We start from the raw sequence: 18,111 nt of genomic DNA, 5'->3' as shown, positions 1-18,111 counted from the left end.
TCCTAAAAAATTTCTTTATATATTTAACAGTAAAAAAAACTGAGGTATTGAAAATTACCCCAGTAAAAAAAAGTTATTCTTTTTCAAATTCGTCTTTTCCAGCTCCACAGATAGGGCAAACCCATTCTTCAGGAACTTCTTCCCAAGTTGTACCTGCAGCAACTCCATTATCAGGATCTCCTGTAGCAGGGTCATAAATCCAATCGCAAACTTTACATCTCCATTTTTCCATAAAAAATACCTCCTATGTATAGTTAATGTATCTGTGATATTTCTACAAAAAAAAAAAGAATTTCCTTTAAAATTAAAAAAAATTAAAGGATATTTTTGATAAATCTATAATATAAATTACATAGGAAGTATGTTTTGGGAGGAGTTAATTATGGAAACACTTAATAGTTTATTACAAATTAAAAATAGTTCAGGAGAGCCTTTACTACAAACTTTAGGCCACGATGCGATTGAGTTTTTAATAAGAGTATTTGTATTTGTAATTATTTTATATTTAGGATCATATTTTACAAAAAAAGTAGATAAATACATTGATAAAATTCCAGTTGTAAATCAAGATATAAATACAAAACAATTTACTAAGTCTGTTACAAAGCTAGGATTAAATGTTACATTTTTCTTAATTGGATTATTAGCTTTTGGATTTAGTGAAGCTTCAATAGCTACTATGATTAGTGCTATCGGATTAGGTGTAGGTATATCACTAAAAGAATTTCTATCAAATTTAGCAGGAGGAGTAGTTCTATTTTTTACAAGACCTTTTAGTATAGGAAACTTTATAAAGATAAATGGTGTAATGGGTGAAGTAGCTAAAATAGAGGTTTTCTCAACATACATAACTAGTTTAGATGGTAGAAGAATAATCATCCCAAATAATGTAATGATTAGTGGTAATATTATAAATTATGATGCAAATCTTTTTAGACGTATAAAATTAATGTTATCTGTATCTTATGATTCAGATATGAAAAAAGTATTAGCTATATTGGAAAATATAGCTAATACTTATGAAGGATTAAGTAAAGATAGAGAAAATTTTATCCATACGATGGAATATGGAGATTCTAGCATAAATATTTTATTTATGGTATGGACACCAACAAAAGGTTACTATAAAGTTAGAGGAGAGCTAATGGCATACATATTAGAGGTTTTTAACAAGGAAGGAGTAAATGTTCCATTTAATATTTTAGATGTGAATGTAACTGAAAGCAAATAGAGAGGAGGAGTATATGAAAGACAGAATAGTGAGAGCTCTATTTTTTTCAGTATTTTCAATTTTAACAGGATTAATTGTAGGATTAATAGATGTATTTTTTTCAAAAGGATTGATATTAGCAGCAAATTTGCGTGTGGAATATTTTAATAAACTAATTATTTTTTTACCTTTTGTAGGAGTTTTAATGATATTTTTATATAAAAAATATGGAAAAGGTTCTTTAAAGGGAATGGGATATGTATTTGAAGCGGCACATATGGAAAATGTGATTATTCCTAAAAGATTAATTCCGTTTTCAATTGTGTCAACATGGGCTACACATCTTTTTGGAGGTTCAGCTGGTAGAGAAGGAGTAGCAGTGCAAATTGGAGCAACAGTAGCAAATACAATAACAATATATATTGAAAGAAAAATTAAATTGAATATAAATGATCTAAAGAAAATTTTGATTTCAACAGGAATTTCAGCAGGATTTTCAGGACTTTTTGGAACTCCTTTTGCAGCAACTATTTTTTCTTTAGAAATTTTAAATATGGGAATTGTAGAATATAAAGCTTTGTTTCCTGCATTTTTAGCAGCCTATACAGCTTTTGGTGTATCTGAATATTTTGAGATGAAACATTTTCATTTTTTAGTAGAAAAGTTTCCTAAAAATGATATAAGAAATATAACTTTATTTTTAATGGCAACATTTATTTTTGCAGTTGCAGGTTATTGTTTTGCTTTTTTCTTAAAAAAATTTAAGAAGAATAGATATATGATTGGTTTAGATCCTATAAAAAAAATATTTTTCGGAGGAATAATATTAGGTTTTTTAATCTGGTTAGTTTATGGAGGGAGATATAGTGGACTAGGAACTAATCTAATTGATATAGCTTTTTCAAAGGAGCAGTTATATTCATATGACTGGATATTAAAGATGTTCTTTACTGTATTCACTTTAGGAATAGGATTCCAAGGGGGAGAGGTTACACCAATTTTTGCTATAGGAGCATGTTTAGGAGGAGTATTAGGAGGTTGGTTTGGTATTCCTGTGGAGTTTTTAGCAGCAATTGGATATTGTGCTGTATTCGCATCTTCTACAAATACATTTTTAGCCTCATTTTTAATAGGAATAGAGATATTTGGTTATAATATGGCAGGTTATCTTTTTATAGCTTGTGCAATGGCTTATCTATTTAGTGGAGAGTTAAGCATATATGAAGGACAAAAAAAAGAGCATTTAAAAATTTAAATGCTCTTTTTTTATTTTAAAGTTTCAATAATATTATCTATATCATCAAAATTCATATTATTTTTAAGGTATATAGCGTATTCTAAAGATGTCATTCCCCAACTATTTTTAATATCTAAATTGGCACCATTTTCTTTTAAAAAATTTACCATTTGTAAATCTTTATTAAAAATAGCAAGATTAATAGGTGTATTACCTTGTAGTGGTTCTTGGATATTAATATCTGCATTATAATCTAAAAATAGTTTAACAATATCAATATCTTTTAATAAAACAGCTTTATGTATAGGATATCTGTACTCACCACTTCTATCATTAACATCAATTCCAGATTCTAATTTGGCTTTTAATTTTTCTAAATCTCCATTTTTTAATGCGTTTTTAAATTCAATCATAAAATCCCCCTTAATCAGTAAAACTATTCAGAACAAACACAAGGATAATTTGGTGTAGGTTCATCACTTAAGTATTCTTTAATTTTTTCAATTCCAACGTAGTTCGTAACACTTTCCCAATCTTCAACTACTAAAGTAGGAGCAGTAGTAACATCAAGTTTTTGTGCTAACTCTTTAGCTTCAGTTAAATCATAGATAGCTAAATCATGTCTATTATTGAATAAACTTTTAACTACATCACAACTATCACAATTTTTAAGTATAAACAGTGTTTTTTTCATAATAGTCTACCTCCGTTATTTAATAAAAAAATTATAACATATTAATAGAGATTTATATTAAAATTTTTAACTAAATTTTTTAAAAAATTATTCTCTGGATTTACTGATACAATGAAGTTAACTTGATTTAAGTCACAAACTTTATAAAATTTAGAAGTATCGAACTTTTCATCTGTAACTAAAAAAATATTTTCTAAAGAGTGTTTTAAAGCAGTTTTAGTAACTAATGCTTCATCGTGATTGTGTGAAGTAACACCATTTTTTAAAGATAAACCATCTAAGGTTAAAAATGCTTTATCAAAAAAATAGTTACTAATATCTAGAGATGTTTTGACTCCAGATGTTGATAAAAGATTTAGTTTAACCTTTCCACCAATTAGAAATATAGAGTGAGTATGGTCAATACTACTGAAAAAATTTACAAACTCATTGATAACAGAGAGAGAAACAGTAACAATTTTAAGATTTTTTTTACTTTTTAAATAAGGAATCATTTTAGAAATTGTAGTTCCAGTATCTAAAAAGATTGAATCACCATCATTAATAAGGGAAACACCTTTTTTAGCTAAAATATTCTTCTCGTTAAAAAAAAGTTCATTTCTTAAACTATAACTTTCATCAACTATGTTAGAGGAGCTTTTTAAGGCTCCTCCATAAACTTTTCTAATATCACTATTTTCATTTATAATATCTTCTAAATCTTTTCTGATAGTTTCCATAGTCACACTATATCTTTTTGCAAGCTCTTTAACATAAACTATATTTTTAATATTTATTTCATCTAAGATAAGTTGCCTACGCTCTTCCATTAACATATATTATCTCCAAAACATAGAGTTTTTGATAGAGTTGATTAAAGTATCAATATCTGTAGGATAAACCTCTCCAATATTACCAATTCTAAAACTCTCCTCTTTTGTTAATTTACCAGGATATATAACAAATCCTTGCTCTTTAAGTTTTGAATAAAAATTTTCAAACTTATAATCAGGATGATTTGGAGCATAGAATGTAGTTATAATAGGAGATTGTTTTTCTAAAGTGATAATAGCTTTAAATCCAAGAGTGTCCATACCTTTAACAAGTTTATCTTGGTTTTCTGTGTATCTTTTTTCTCTAGCTTTAACTCCACCTTCAGCTTCTAATTCTAAAAGGGCTTGATAAAAAGCTCTTACAACATGGGTAGGAGAAGTGAATCTCCATTTTCCATTTCCATTTTCCATAACTTTCCATTGATCAAATATATCTAAAGAGTGAGAACGAGCCTTTCCTTCACATTTTAAAAGTTCAGATTTTCTAGCTATAATAAATCCAAAACCAGGAACTCCTTGGATACATTTGTTAGATGAACTAATTAAAAAATCAATTTGGTACTCAGGAATGCTAAAATGAATTCCCCCAAAACTAGACATAGCATCAACTATAAAAGTTTTATTGTGGTTTTTAACAATTACTCCAATCTCTTTAATTGGATTTAAAATTCCTGATGTAGTTTCACAGTGAACAACAGCAACATGAGTAATCTCTTTATCTTCCTTTAAAATAGATTCTAAATGAGATAGATCATAAGTTTCAGTTTGTTCAATTTTATAGATAGTATTTTTAACTTTTGCTGTATCACAAATAGTTTTCATTCTATCTCCATATGCACCGTTTGAAAGAATTAAAACTTTTTCATTCTCTCCAATAACACTAGTCAAAACAGCCTCAACAGAGAAAGTTCCACTTCCTTGCATAGGAATCATAGTATAGTCATCTCCAGCTTCAGCAACATCTAAAACTCTTTTTCTCATATCTTGAACTAAAGAGTTATACTCGTTATCCCAAGTACACCAATCTTTAAGCATAGCTGATTTAACTCCAGAAGATGTTGTAAGTGGCCCAGGTGTTAAAAGAATATATGGTTTATCTGTTAAGTTATTGTTATTCATTGTTGTTTCCTCCAAATAGTTTTATATTTTCAATTTTTATGCTTTTTTCAAGAATTTCAAGAGCTTTTTCAAGTTCATGTTTTTCAATAATAAGTGGTGGTGATAGTGTTAATATTCCACTAGAAACTTTGAAACTAAGACCTAAATCAAGGCAATTATAAAGAATTTTATCAGCTTCAGATTCAGCTTTTTCTTTTGTTTTTCTATCTCTTACAAGTTCAATTGCAAAGAGTAGTCCAATAGCTCTTACATCACCGATAATTTCATATTTATTTCTTAATATATTTAATCTATCTAAAATAAATTTCTCCATATTAGATGTTTTTTCTAAAATATTATTGTTATCAATAAAATCTATGGCAGCATTAGCAGCAGCACATCCAACAGAGGATTTCTCATGAGTATAGTGTCCTAAAGATGTATATTGACCAATATTAAATTCATCTTTTGTTAAAAGAGCAGAGATTGGAAATATTCCACCGCCAAGTCCTTTTCCAATGACAACAATATCAGGGTCAATACCATAGTGTTCAAAGGCGAAGAATTTTCCAGTTCTTCCCATAGCAATTGCAGTTTCATCTAAAACTAAAAGGGTATTGTGTTTAGTACAGATATCTCTTATTCCTTTCATAAGTTTATATGATGGAATCTCCACTTCAGTATTTCTAATAGTTTCCATAAAAAAAGCTGCAATATCTCCATGCTTTTCTAAAGTATAATCTAAAATAGTTAAAAAAGTATCTTCATCAAAAATGGGTCTATAGCTATTATAAGGGATTAAATGCTCGCACCCAGTTAGAAGACTTCCAATACCATTTCTAAAATGAGCAGTTCCTCCTAAAGAGATAGCATCTATTGAAGCTCCATGGAAAGAGTCCCAAAAAGATAGAAAACCATCTTTTCTAGTTACAAGTCTAGCTAGTTTCATTGCTATTCCAATAGAAGAGGTTGCTCCTGGTGAAAATAGAACTTTATTTAAAACACCATTTGTTTTATCAGAAAGCTTTTGAGCTAAAATTATAGCAGAGTTATTTGTATATCTTCTAGGAGAAAATGGAAGTTCTTCCATCTCATTAATAATGGCATTTTTAACGTCTTCATTTCCAAATCCAACTTGGTGTACATTATTTCCATGAAAATCCATATAGATTTTTCCAGAGATATCTTCTAGGTAGATACCCTTAGATTTTTTTAAAACATTTAAACAAGGAGTTGAAAGAGATTGATGAAGAAAGATATCTTCATCATCTCTAAGAACACAACTAGTTTCATAGTTTATATTTTTATCTTGCCAATTTTTACGATTTGAAGAGGTATTCACATCCCCTTCAGATGTAATTTTATTCATTTTAAATAACCTCTTCAGAATTCATTCTAGCATTTATAACATCAATTATATGTGGTAAATCACCAACTTGCTCAACAACATAGTCAGCTCCAGCAGAGTATAATCTCTTTGCAGTTGCATCCATTAATTTTTTTAACTGAGCATGGTCCATAGTTTCAACCTCTTTTTGTGAAAGACCAAGTTCACTTCCACCCTTTAAGATACCAACAGTCCAAACACCAGCATTTTTACCCTCTTTCATATCAACAGTTGTATCTCCAATTTTTATAATAGAGTTCCTATTTGGAATTGCTAAGGTAATCATATTTTGATAAATCATATATGGATATGGTCTACCAGCAGGAACTTCAGTTGATGTGATTCTAAAATCTGGACAGTATCCAAAAGCTTTAGCTTTTGGAGCAACAATATCTAACATCTCTTTTGTATATCCAGTTGTGCTTCCAATTTTTAATCCTCTCTCTCTTAACTCTTTTTGAAGATCCAACATTCCAGGAACAGGTTCAGAAAAGTTTTCTAAAGAAGCGAATAAAACTTTTTCAAATCTTTCGTATAAAGAGTTAATATCCTCCATAGTGTAATCTCTATTAAATTTTTCTAACCATAAAGAGTGTATTCTTTCCATCTTTAATAGTGCTTTTATGTGATCTATTTTTAACATTCCCATAGGTTTTCTAGCTTCTTCATAAGTAATCTCAATACCAATCTCTTTAAAAACTTGAACAAAAACATCAAGTGGTGCGAAACATCCATAATCTACTGTAGTACCTGCCCAATCAAATATAACTGCCTTAATCTCTTTTCTCATTATTTATTCCTCCCAAAATTTCTTTTTTTAATTATTTCATAAATTGTTTTTACTAAAAGATTTGTTCCAACAATTAAAATTCCCATTGCTGCTGCTTTAGCTTGATCTCCAACTTCATCAAGGTTAACCATTGCAATAGATGCAAGAGTTGTTTTTGAAGTATATAGGAAAACAGCTGCTGAAACTGTAGTCATACAGTTTACAAAGTAATATATGAATATCTCTCCAATAGTGTGTTTAGTAAGTGGTAGAGTTACATTGAAAAATGTTTTATACCAAGGAACACCCATAGATAGAGATACAATTTCAAACTCTTTATCTAACTTTTTCAAAGATGTTGACGCTGTCATAAAGGCAACTGAGAAAAAGTGAACAATGTTTACAAGAACTAAAATCCAAAGAGTTCCATATAAACTATTGAATGGATTATTTACCCAACCAATTAGTGGAATTCTAATGTAGTTCATATTGAAGAAAAAGATATATCCTAAACCTAAAACCATTCCTGGAAGGGCTAAAGGTACTATTGCGAAAAACTTAATAACATTTCTAAGCTTAGTTAAACTCTCAGTTTTTAAACATATATATGCTCCAAGATATGCAATAATAGTTCCAAAGATAGATGATAATATTGCTATAGTTATTGAGTTTTTATAAAAATGGAAAGCTCCACCATTAAAGTCAAAGAATTTATAGTTATTTAAAGTAAGTTCAAAGTTATATGGCCACATCTTAACAAAAGAAGCGACACCTGCTGTAATAAAAAGTCCTAATATACCAAGACCAATAAACCAACAGAAACTGTAGAAGAAAATATCTCTACCAGTTGAATTTTCAATTCGATAGTTCATAGATTTTGCATTAAAGGTATCTCTTTGTTTTTTCTCTAAAGATTTTTCAAAGAAAAATGAGATTACTGCAGGAATAAGCAGAAGAATGCTAACAACTGCACCTCTTCCTAAATTTTGTTGTCCAATAACTTGCTTATAAATATCTGTAGCTAAAACATTATAGTTTCCACCAACAACTTTAGGTGCTCCGAAGTCAGTGAATGCAAGAATAAAAGAAACTGTAGCTGTGGAAAAAACAGCATATTTACAAGATGGAAGAGTTATTGTAAAAAATTGCTTTACTTTACTTGTTCCAAGAGTTTTAGCAGCTTCATAGAGTCTATAGTCACTATTTTGTAGTGCCATAGAGATAATTAAGTAAGCTTGAGGTAAAGTATATATAACTTCACTAATTACAATACCAGTTGAACCGTATAGATTTATATCTGTTGCAAGATTAGGAAATCTACCGAAGAATCCAGTAGTTATAACTCCCATTCTTCCAAATAGATAAACTAGTGAGATACCATGTAGCATAGTTGGAGCAAATATAGGTAGAAGAATTAAAAATTTTAAAATACCTTTTCCCTTTATATTGCTTCTAGCCATTCCATAAGAGTAACCAAATCCCAAAATTAAAGTTATAACCATAGTTAAAGTTGCTATTTTAACTGTATTGAAAAATGAGGATACTACTCCAGGGCTAGTAAGATATTGAATAAAATTTTGTAGACCAATGAAGTTTCCAGCATTGTCCTCTGTTGCTTTTATACTTAAAGAGATAAGTGGAAAAAGAAGAGTAACAACGAAAAAGATTGCAATTCCCCAAACGATAATATCTCTAACTTTTTCTGAAAGAAGTTTTTCAGTTTTTTTAAAAACTAGCTCCATTCAACTCCTCCTCCTAAAGTTCTTTCAACTTTAAGAAAGATGTGTTGATCTTTTTTTAATGGAATATGAGCAATTTTATTTCTACAGATATCAACTTCAATAATGTAGTTCTTTTTATTAACTTTTAATCTATAGTACGATCCCATATACTCCCAAGACTCTAATGTTCCCATAAAGAAGTTATCTGTTTGCTCATCAGCAAGAGAGATATCCTCTGGTCTAGCCATAACTTTTGTTCCATTGATTTCAAACTTATTAACTTTTCCAATAAAATCTCCAATGAAATTGTTAGCTGGCTTCTCATAAATATCTTGAGGTGTTCCTACTTGAACAACTTTAGCATTATCCATAACGATTATTCTATCTGACATTGAAAGAGCTTCCTCTTGATCATGAGTAACCATTATAGTTGTAATTCCAAGTTTTTTTTGAAGATTTTTTATATCATTTCTAAGTTTTTCTCTTACTTTAGCATCAAGAGCTGAAAGAGGCTCATCTAACAAAAGAATATCTGGCGAGTAAGAGATTGCTCTAGCAAGTGCAACTCTTTGCTGCTGACCTCCTGAAAGTTCATTTGGATATTTATTCTCTTGACCTCTTAAACCAACAAGCTCAAGTGACTCATCTATTTTCTTTTGAATTATATCCTTTGGTATTTTTTTATTTTTCATTCCGTAAGCAATATTTTCTCCAACTGTTAAATTTGGAAAAAGAGCATAAGATTGGAAAACGATTGACATATTTCTCTTAGCTGGATGCTTTTTTGTAATGTTTTCATCCTTTAAAAAAATTTCACCACTATCGACATTTTCAAGTCCAGCAATAATTCTAAGAAGTGTTGTTTTACCACAACCAGATGGACCTAAAAAACAGATAAACTCTCCTCTTTCTATTTCAAAATTTATATTGTTCAATGCTTTAAACTTACCAAAAGTTTTTTCAACATTTTTTATCTTTAAATAACTCATTAACTCCTCCTCGTTTTCATCATCTAAAGATATATTACATCATCTAAGTTAAAAACAAATTAAAACCAAGTAAACTAAGAGTAAAACAAAGGTTAAGAAATTGTAAAAAATAAAAAGCTACAGATTTCTCTGTAGCTTTATAAAAAAGATATTATTTTTTCTCAGTTTTAGAACCAAATTTTGTTTCCCAAGTAGTCAAAATACGCTCTTTGTTAGCAGCAGCCCAAGAGAAATCATTAGCAATTAGTTGAGTGATAGGATTTTCAGGAAATCCCTTTGGTGGAGCAACATTGATATCTCTAGAAACAATAGCATAAGATTTAGCGTACATTTTCATAGCATCTTCAGAGATAGCCCAATCTAAAAATACCTTAGCTTCATCTTTGATATTCTTTTTATTTATTAAAGCATTAGCTTCAGAATCCCAACCAGAACCTTCACTAGGGAAATAAACATTTATAGGAGCTCCATCATTTTTTATTTTTATTCCAGGATATCCATAAGATATTCCAATTGGATACTCTCCAGATGCAGCTGTTTTAGCAGGTTTAGATCCTGAGTGAGTATAAACACCCATATTATTATCTAAGCTAGCCATATATTCCCAAGCTTTTTCCTCTCCTAAAAGTTGAACTAAAGCAGAGACTGTTAGAAATCCAGTTCCAGAAGAAGCTGGGTTAGGCATAGAGATTAAACCTTTATATTCAGGTTTTAAAAGATCTGAGAAATTTTTAGGTTCCTCTAGTCCTAGTTTTTTCATTTCAATAGTATTAACTGAAATAGCTGTCATCCAAGCATTGTTTCCAACCCATTTAGGATCTTTACCTGTGTTATCTTTAAATTTTGGATTTATTTTTTCAATATCTTTTGGAGAATATTCTTTTAAAAGATTAGCTTCATCTAAAACTAAAAGACCAGTAGCAGCAGTTCCCCAGATAACATCAGCTTGTGGATTATCTTTTTCAGCTAAAACTCTTGAAACGATAACACCTGTTGATTCTCTAACAATATTAAGTTTTATGTTAGGGTATTGCTCTTTAAAAGATTGAAGATACTCAGGAATTTGCTCATTTTCTAAAGCAGTATAAACTGTGATCTCCTTTGTTTTATTTTCTTTAGATACAGGTTTTTCAGAAGAACCACAACTAGTTAAAAGTGTTGTTAAAACTAATGAACCCAATATTTTTTTATTAAATGTCATAAAATCACCCCGTTTTTAAATTTAATAGTATTATAAAGCATGAGTGTAAAGGTAAAATAAAAAACAGGTAAAAGACAAGTAAAACCAAAAAATAAAAAATAGAAAGGAATTTTTAGTTTTTTCTAGAAAAAAAATGGAAATCAAGATATAATTTAAAGAAAAAACTATTAAATCATTTATAGGGAGGGGAATATGAACTATAAAGATATGAAAAATGAGAAATTTGGATTTGTATATATCTATGATGAAACGAAAAGTTGCTGAGTTGATGGTGTTATGCTCCCTAGGTTAGAGGAGCTTTCTAAAGAGTATAAAAATTCTAAATTTTTTCCAATAGATATAAAAAAGAATCCTGAAGTGGCAGGAGAATTCTTAGTTTTTATAACACCTGTTTTAATTATTTATTATGATGGGATAGAGATACTAAAAAGAGCAAGATTTTTTTCTATTTCTGAAATAAAAAATGAACTTGAAAAATTTTTAGAAAAAATCTTATAATTTTTAAGGGGGATACATGATTATAAAAAGAATACTGTTAGTTTTCTTTTTAATTTTTAAATTTATAGTCTCAATGGACATATATATTCCTAAAAATCAAAGCGAGAAAAAATATCTTGAAAAGATAAGAGAAAAAAAATTAATATTAGGAATAAAAAATGATTATTTTGCTGATGATAAAATAGGAAATGAATCGTTAAATGATATTATAGAGGAATTATTGAGGGATTATTTACAACTTAATATAGAAATAAAAAAAGGAAATTGGAATACAATTTATGATGAGTTTAAAAATCATAATATAGACATAATAAATTTTTTAACTAAAACTGAAAATAGAGAAAAGTTTGCAGTTTTTTCAAATAAAATTTTAGATGAAGAGCTAGTTGTAATATCTAAAGATAAAAATCTAAATGCACCAGAAGATTTAAATAAAGTAGAGGTATATGTAACTAAAAATACAATTTATGAAAAGTTTTTAGAAAGATATAAAAGAAAAAATGAACTTTATAATATGAAAATAATACGTGTTGATGATGTGAATACACAAAATGTAAAATATATAGCAGATACAAACTTAAACGCAGTTGGAGAGTCTAATAAATTAAATATAAGTAGACTTCCAGAAACATCAATAGCAATAAGAAAAGAGCATGAAAAATTAAAAGATATAATAGATAAAGCATTAGAGGAAAAATATAACAAAAGAATAGATGATTGGTTAAAAGCACGTAGAGAGTTTGTCTTTAAAAATAAATTTTTAAACTCCTTAACAGCGGAAGAGAAATATTACTTAGAAAATTTAAGTCCTTTAAAAATAGCTTATGGAAATATTGAAAATGTAAGTAGTTATTCTTTTAAAGATAAAAAATATGTTGGAGTTTTACCAAGTTTATTAAATTGTTTATTTAAAAAGTTAGGTATTAATATAGTTCAAGAGGAGAGTTTAAAAAAATTAGAATGGACAAATGTCTATGAAAGTTTTAATAATGGAGAGGTAAATATACTCACTCTTTCTAAAACAGCAGAAAGGGAAAAAAAGTTTATATTTACTAAAAAAATATATGATTTAAATGTTTATCAAATAGAAAATTTAAAAAACTCTTTAAAGAAAAGAAAAATTGGTGTTATAAAAAATTCTATAGAAGAAAGTGTTGCTAAAGATCACTATTTAAAAGATAGTATTAAAGTTTATTCAAATAGAGATAGAATGATTGCAGATTTAAAAAATAATAGATTAACAGCAATACTATCATTAAATTCAGATATTTATGATAAAATAAAATATAATATTAAAATATTTGAAAGTGTGCCAATAAATCTTGCCTTGGCTAAAGATAAGGTAGTTTTAAGGGATATTTTAAATAAAGCTATATTGGAAATGGTTGATTTAAAAGACATTTTAAAGATATCGGATTTAAATAGAAAAAAAGAGATATTACATGAACAAGAAAAACATAAAAAATTAATCAGTTTAGTCATTTCAAGCTGTTTGATTTTACTTATACTAGTAGCTTACCAAAGTTTTAAAGTTATAATACATAAGAAGAAAAATAATGAACTATTGAAAGATGAATTAACAGGTCTTTATAGTAGAAGGCTTTTTAATGAGTTTTGCAAAAAGAATAGTAATTTGTCAGGATGTACTCTTCTTTTGGACCTAAATAATTTTAAAACTTTAAATGATACATATGGACATGACTACGGAGACCAAGTTTTAGTGGAAGTTGGAAAACTTTTAAAAGACTCTTTTAAAAATGATTATATCTTTAGAATTTCAGGAGATGAGTTTTATATATTCTCTTGTTATTCAGTGAACATAAAATTTAAAATAAAAAAATTAGAAACTCTTTTTAAAAATTCAGAATTGATGAAAAAATATAATATATCATTTAGCCTGGGATATTATATAAAAAGAGAGAAGGACTCTATGAGTTATGCTTTTAAGTATGCAGATCTTGCAATGTATTCAGCAAAGAAAATGAAAAAGAATTGGTCAGAGGAAGCTACATATGACTTTATAAAAATAAATAAAAGAAAAAAAATAATAGAAAATATGATGAATATATCTATTGATACAGAGTTTTATCCAGTATTTCAAGAAAAATATGATTTGAAAAATGGTAGAATAATAGGTGCAGAGGCTTTGACAAGATGGGAGAATAAATTATTAGGTCAGATATATCCAGATGAATTTATTCCTATAAGTGAAACTTTGGGTTTAATTTATAAAATTGACTATAAAATAGCAGAAGAGGCTATAAAAAAGACTAAAGAACTTCTTACAGAGAAATTAATAGAGAAAGATTTTAGAATGTCTTTTAATATGTCTATTGAGACTTTAAAGAGAAAAGATGTTGTAAAGTATATATTTGATTTGTTAGGAAAATATTCTTTAAGCGGAGACAATCTTGAAATAGAGATAACAGAGAGTACATTTTTAGAGGATGTAGAGGATGTTGTAGAAAAATTAAATAAATTTAGAAAAATGGGAATTTATATATCTATTGATGACTTTACAGCGGGATATTCAACAGTAGGTTTACTTACAACTCTTCCAATAGATGTCGTTAAGTTTGATAAGTCTTTAATTTCAAGTATTAATGACGACAGTGAAAGAGGAAAAAATGTTTATTTAGGTTTGAATAATATGATAAAAAGTTTAAAGCTTAAAGTTGTAGCAGAAGGGATAGAAGAAAAAGAGCAATTTGAATTTTTAAAAAAAATAGGTGTTAGCTACGGTCAAGGATATTATTTTGGTAAACCGCAGAGGAAACTAAAAAATATTTAAAGGAGAGAGAAAATGATAGAAATTAAAGAGTTTAAAGCAGGAGATTTAAATATTCTTTGGAACATAAATAGAAATGCATTTAGAAGAAGTTTAATAAAAGAAACATATGAAGATTTTAAAAATATAGCAGAAAATAGTGTTGGAAAAGTTATTTTTTTAGAAAAAGAGATTATTGGTGCAATATTTTTAAAAGAGCAAGATAATTGTGGAACATTTAAAGTTAAAAAACTTTTTATTTGTCCAAAATATCAAAATAGGGGGTTAGGATATTTTATTTTAACTCACTTATCTGAAGAGGATAACTCTATAAAAAAAATAGAGTTAGATATAGATGAAAGCAGTTTAAAAGCAAAAACATTTTGCGAAAAAATGAAAAAAGAGATTTAGATGGTAATACCTTTTAACTTATTTTAAGTTTAGGAGGTAAAAAATGAAGATATTTAAAATTTTAGGACTATGTACACTTTTATCAGCAACACTTTTAGGAAAAGAGATTCAAATTGTAGCTTATGATTGGGGATATGAGCCAAAAGAGATTGTTTTAAAAAAAGATGAACCTGTAAAATTAACTTTAGTAAGTAAAGATGGCGATCATGGACTTGGGTCAAAAGAGCTAGGATTTAATCTAGAAGCATCTCCAGGAAAGCCAGAATCAGTGGAGATAAAACCTACTAAAGTTGGAGATTATACAGGGAAATGTACAGTTCCATGTGGATCAGGACATAAAAAAATGCTTTTAAAAATAAAAGTAGAATAAAAATATAAAAGAGGTAAAAATGAAGGAAAAAATATCTGCTTTAGGGCAATATATAGTAAAACAAACAGGAAAGAATTTTAATTTTAAAATGATAAAGCCAGATGGTTATTATAAAGGAGTTTTATTTTCACATGGTACAGATGATTATTTAGTATCAAGTGACAGAGTTGAGCTTCTGAGCACAATTGAGTTAATATCTATTAAAACTTCAAAAGATTATCCAGCTAAATTAGCGAGAAGATATACTCATAGTAAATTTGATAAAATTAATAGAAAAAAAGAGGATACAGTTGTAGTAAATGGAGTAAAATTTTATATTATAAAGCTGTAACTATATTTAGTTGAAAAATTCTAAAAGAGATGATATACTTTTTGAGAATTAAATTTATAAAAAAAGATGTTTGGGAGATCCATCTGTAAAAAAAACCAGCAAAAGGGCTAGGTTTATTCTAGCCTTTTTTATTTGCATGGAGCCCAAAAAGGGAGAGGTTATGAAAAGAATAATTATTGATTGTGATCCAGGAATTGACGATTCACTGGCACTTATTTTAGCACTGAAATCACCAGAGCTAGATGTTATTGGAATTACTATTTGTGCTGGAAATGTTCCAGTGGAAATTGGAGGAGTTAATGCTTATCGAGTTTTAAAGTTGCTAAAAAGAGAGGATATTCCTATTTACTTAGGAGATAATAATCCGATTAAAAGAGAGTTAGTAACAGCTCAAGATACTCATGGAGATGATGGAGTTGGAGATATTTTACCAGAAGTTAATATTCCAAAAGATACCATTAAATTAGGAGCTGTGGATTATCTTATTGAAACTTTAAAAGACAGTGATGACATATCTATAATAGCATTAGGTCCAATGACAAATTTAGCAAAGGCTGTGGAGAGAGAAAAAGATATTTTAAAAAGAGCTGAAAGAATTGTTTCCATGGGAGGTGCTTTTAGAACTAATGGGAATTGTTCACAAGTAGCTGAATTTAACTACTGGGTAGATCCAGAATCAGTAAATATTGTTTTTGAAAACATAGATAAGCCAATAGAACTTATTCCGCTAGATGTAACTAGAAAAATAGTTTTAACGCCGAACTATAGAGAGTATTTAAAGCTGATGAAAAATGAAATAGCTGATTTTATTTATAATATAACAGGATTTTATGTTGACTTTCATTGGATGCAAGAAAGAACTTTGGGGTGTGTTATAAACGATCCTTTAGCAGTAGCTTATTTTATAGAACCAAATCTATGTAATGGAGTTTTAACTCACTTAGAATGTGTTGAAAATGGAAGAGCTATTGGGCAAACACTTATAGATATTGGAGATTTTTATAGAAAAACACCAAATGTATTTATAAATACAGAGGTAGATGAGAAAAGATTTTTTGAGCTTTTCTTTAATAGAGTTTTTCCTGAAAATAAAAAAGATAATGAAATAGTGTTAAAGGGGTATTAATATGATGATGAATGGAATGTTACTACAAAATGAGATGTTATGGATAATAAAACTATTTTTAAGTTTTATAATAGTTTTAGGTGCTTATAAATGTTTTGGAAAAACGGGACTTTTTATTTGGATTCCAATATCTATGTTTATAGCAAGTGTTGAGGTAATGGTTTTAGTTAAACTTTTTGGTCTGCATGCTTCACTAGGAAATATACCTTATGCCAGTGCATTTTTAGTTACGGATATACTTTCTGAAAAATATGGAGAAAAAGAGGCTAAGAAAGCTATTTGGATAGGATTTTTTACTAATATAGTTATAGCATTTATGATAAACTTTGCTCTTATGTTTACTCCAGAAGCTGACGGATTAGAAATGCATAGTAATCTAAAATCAATCTTTGGATTATTTCCAAGATTTATGATAGTAGGACTTGTGTCTTATGCAATATCTCAACATGTGGACATATATTTATATAAGGTTTTAAAAGAGAAGTTTCCAAAACATCTATGGGTTAGAAACAATGGAAGTACTATGGTAAGTCAACTAGTGGATAATATTTTATTTACAACTTTAGCTTTTACTGGAATTTTCTCTTTTGAAGTTATGTTTGAGATATTTTTAAGCACATATATATTAAAATGGATAGTTGCAGCTATGGATACACCGTTTTTATATTTAGCAACTAAGATGGATTCAAAGAAGAGTTTGTGTTAAAAAAGTTTTAAATTCAATCATTTGTTGTAAATGTTTCTTATACGGGGTATAATATAAGTAAAATCAAAAAATATTTGATTTTTTTGGAGGCAATAATGAAATCTCACTCAAAATTAAACTGTCCAGAAGTTATTTACAATGAATTAGAACAATTTATCCATTCTAAAAATTATGTTTTTTTAACTCGTAAATTAGATCATAATATTCAAATAAGAAAATACAATATTAATGATTCTTTTGAAACTGTTGCAAAATATATAGACTTACACGGTGGAAAAATTGTATATGGAGTATCGATTTTAGAGTCAGATATTCTTTTTGAAAAACAAGCTTTTGCAGTTTGGGAAGCACCAGATAAAACTTTACATCATGTAACTAGAGGATCTAACATGAGAATTATGTTTATTCCAAATGAAAATCCATATGTTGCTCCTAAAGATTATGTAAGTGATTTTTATAATCTGTTCTCTACGAAAGAGGAAAGTTGCATAGAAGAATTTATATCTAATAAAAGACGTTTTCAAGAGTTGATGTCAAAAACAACAAGTACTCTTACAGAAAGCGAGATGAATGATATCTGTCGTTATGGAAATCTATCTGCTTTAGAAAGACTTACTAATAAAAAGATAGAGAAAGATATTGATTTAAAAGATAGAATTTTAAAAAGAATAAAAAAATAAAAAATTTTAGGTATTAATTTTTATCATTTAGTGCTATAATAGTGCTAAAAATAGTGTTTTAAAGATGATAAAAATTAAATAGAAAAGTTTAGAAAAAATATAAA

Annotated in this window: 20 protein-coding genes; 10 read left to right on the top strand and 10 right to left on the bottom strand. The window is 28.1% G+C overall.

Translation table 11 applies throughout. From position 1 onward, the window contains the following. Window positions 1-73: 73 nt before the first annotated feature. The gene (gene rd, locus NON08_RS01425) at window positions 74-232 is read right to left on the bottom strand and encodes a rubredoxin (RefSeq protein ID WP_256689755.1); all 159 of its coding nucleotides are present in this window, start codon (window positions 230-232) and stop codon (window positions 74-76) included. A 150-nt stretch (window positions 233-382) separates the two neighbouring features. Here rd and NON08_RS01420 point away from each other — a divergent pair, with 150 nt between their 5' ends. Together NON08_RS01420 and NON08_RS01415 are read left to right on the top strand one after the other, a co-directional pair. Next, window positions 383-1,231, top strand: coding sequence for a mechanosensitive ion channel family protein (locus tag NON08_RS01420; RefSeq protein WP_256689754.1), 849 nt, complete (start codon window positions 383-385; stop codon window positions 1,229-1,231). A gap of 13 nt (window positions 1,232-1,244) precedes the next feature. Then, the gene (locus NON08_RS01415; RefSeq protein ID WP_256689753.1) at window positions 1,245-2,465 is read left to right on the top strand and encodes a chloride channel protein; all 1,221 of its coding nucleotides are present in this window, start codon (window positions 1,245-1,247) and stop codon (window positions 2,463-2,465) included. Window positions 2,466-2,476: 11 nt separating this feature from the next. On the opposite strand, the gene NON08_RS01410 is transcribed toward NON08_RS01415, so the two are convergent. From NON08_RS01410 to NON08_RS01370, 9 genes are all read right to left on the bottom strand, one after another. Beyond that, complete coding sequence (locus NON08_RS01410; protein WP_256689752.1) at window positions 2,477-2,860, bottom strand: ankyrin repeat domain-containing protein; 384 nt, start codon at window positions 2,858-2,860, stop codon at window positions 2,477-2,479. Window positions 2,861-2,883: 23 nt separating this feature from the next. Continuing rightward, window positions 2,884-3,141, bottom strand: a complete 258-nt coding sequence (locus NON08_RS01405) for a hypothetical protein (protein ID WP_256689751.1) — start codon at window positions 3,139-3,141, stop codon at window positions 2,884-2,886. A gap of 41 nt (window positions 3,142-3,182) precedes the next feature. After that, window positions 3,183-3,956, bottom strand: a complete 774-nt coding sequence (locus NON08_RS01400; RefSeq protein ID WP_256689750.1) for a DeoR/GlpR family DNA-binding transcription regulator — start codon at window positions 3,954-3,956, stop codon at window positions 3,183-3,185. A gap of 3 nt (window positions 3,957-3,959) precedes the next feature. Further along, window positions 3,960-5,072 carry a 2-aminoethylphosphonate--pyruvate transaminase gene (locus NON08_RS01395; protein WP_256689749.1) on the bottom strand — a complete coding sequence of 371 codons (1,113 nt, stop codon included), beginning with the start codon at window positions 5,070-5,072 and terminating at the stop codon, window positions 3,960-3,962. After that, a complete protein-coding gene (locus tag NON08_RS01390) occupies window positions 5,065-6,420 on the bottom strand; it encodes an aspartate aminotransferase family protein (protein ID WP_256689748.1) in 1,356 nt (451 codons plus the stop codon). The genes NON08_RS01395 and NON08_RS01390 overlap by 8 nt, the downstream gene beginning before the upstream one ends. 1 nt (window position 6,421) lies before the next feature. Then, window positions 6,422-7,228, bottom strand: a complete 807-nt coding sequence (phnX, locus tag NON08_RS01385) for a phosphonoacetaldehyde hydrolase (protein WP_256689747.1) — start codon at window positions 7,226-7,228, stop codon at window positions 6,422-6,424. Next, window positions 7,228-8,949: a putative 2-aminoethylphosphonate ABC transporter permease subunit gene (locus NON08_RS01380; RefSeq protein WP_256689746.1), complete on the bottom strand. Its 1,722-nt coding sequence runs from the start codon at window positions 8,947-8,949 to the stop codon at window positions 7,228-7,230. The genes phnX and NON08_RS01380 overlap by 1 nt, the downstream gene beginning before the upstream one ends. Then, window positions 8,940-9,917 (bottom strand): ABC transporter ATP-binding protein, encoded by a 978-nt coding sequence (locus NON08_RS01375; protein WP_256689745.1) that lies wholly within the window; start codon window positions 9,915-9,917, stop codon window positions 8,940-8,942. The genes NON08_RS01380 and NON08_RS01375 overlap by 10 nt, the downstream gene beginning before the upstream one ends. Before the next feature lie 151 nt (window positions 9,918-10,068). After that, entirely contained in the window at window positions 10,069-11,118 is a 1,050-nt protein-coding gene (locus NON08_RS01370; protein WP_256689744.1) for a putative 2-aminoethylphosphonate ABC transporter substrate-binding protein, read from the bottom strand. A gap of 276 nt (window positions 11,119-11,394) precedes the next feature. On the opposite strand from NON08_RS01370, the gene NON08_RS01365 reads away from it, so the two are divergent. From NON08_RS01365 to NON08_RS01330, 8 genes are all read left to right on the top strand, one after another. Then, the gene (locus tag NON08_RS01365; protein ID WP_256689743.1) at window positions 11,395-11,616 is read left to right on the top strand and encodes a thioredoxin family protein; all 222 of its coding nucleotides are present in this window, start codon (window positions 11,395-11,397) and stop codon (window positions 11,614-11,616) included. 16 nt (window positions 11,617-11,632) lie between these two features. Beyond that, window positions 11,633-14,407 (top strand): EAL domain-containing protein, encoded by a 2,775-nt coding sequence (locus tag NON08_RS01360; RefSeq protein ID WP_256689742.1) that lies wholly within the window; start codon window positions 11,633-11,635, stop codon window positions 14,405-14,407. A 12-nt stretch (window positions 14,408-14,419) separates the two neighbouring features. Next, window positions 14,420-14,794, top strand: coding sequence for a GNAT family N-acetyltransferase (locus tag NON08_RS01355; protein WP_256689741.1), 375 nt, complete (start codon window positions 14,420-14,422; stop codon window positions 14,792-14,794). 43 nt (window positions 14,795-14,837) lie between these two features. After that, window positions 14,838-15,164 carry a cupredoxin domain-containing protein gene (locus tag NON08_RS01350; RefSeq protein ID WP_256689740.1) on the top strand — a complete coding sequence of 109 codons (327 nt, stop codon included), beginning with the start codon at window positions 14,838-14,840 and terminating at the stop codon, window positions 15,162-15,164. A 19-nt stretch (window positions 15,165-15,183) separates the two neighbouring features. Then, a complete protein-coding gene (locus tag NON08_RS01345) occupies window positions 15,184-15,495 on the top strand; it encodes a hypothetical protein (RefSeq protein WP_256689739.1) in 312 nt (103 codons plus the stop codon). A gap of 160 nt (window positions 15,496-15,655) precedes the next feature. Then, window positions 15,656-16,621, top strand: coding sequence for a nucleoside hydrolase (locus tag NON08_RS01340; RefSeq protein ID WP_256689738.1), 966 nt, complete (start codon window positions 15,656-15,658; stop codon window positions 16,619-16,621). 1 nt (window position 16,622) lies between these two features. After that, window positions 16,623-17,327 (top strand): queuosine precursor transporter, encoded by a 705-nt coding sequence (locus NON08_RS01335; protein ID WP_256689737.1) that lies wholly within the window; start codon window positions 16,623-16,625, stop codon window positions 17,325-17,327. Window positions 17,328-17,422: 95 nt separating this feature from the next. Next, window positions 17,423-18,007, top strand: a complete 585-nt coding sequence (locus tag NON08_RS01330) for a hypothetical protein (protein WP_256689736.1) — start codon at window positions 17,423-17,425, stop codon at window positions 18,005-18,007. The last annotated feature ends 104 nt before the right edge of the window (window positions 18,008-18,111 follow it).

Source organism: Cetobacterium sp. NK01 (genome assembly GCF_024506395.1).
Lineage (GTDB): Bacteria > Fusobacteriota > Fusobacteriia > Fusobacteriales > Fusobacteriaceae > Cetobacterium_A > Cetobacterium_A somerae_A.
This window is presented reverse-complemented; position numbering and strand designations above follow the sequence as displayed.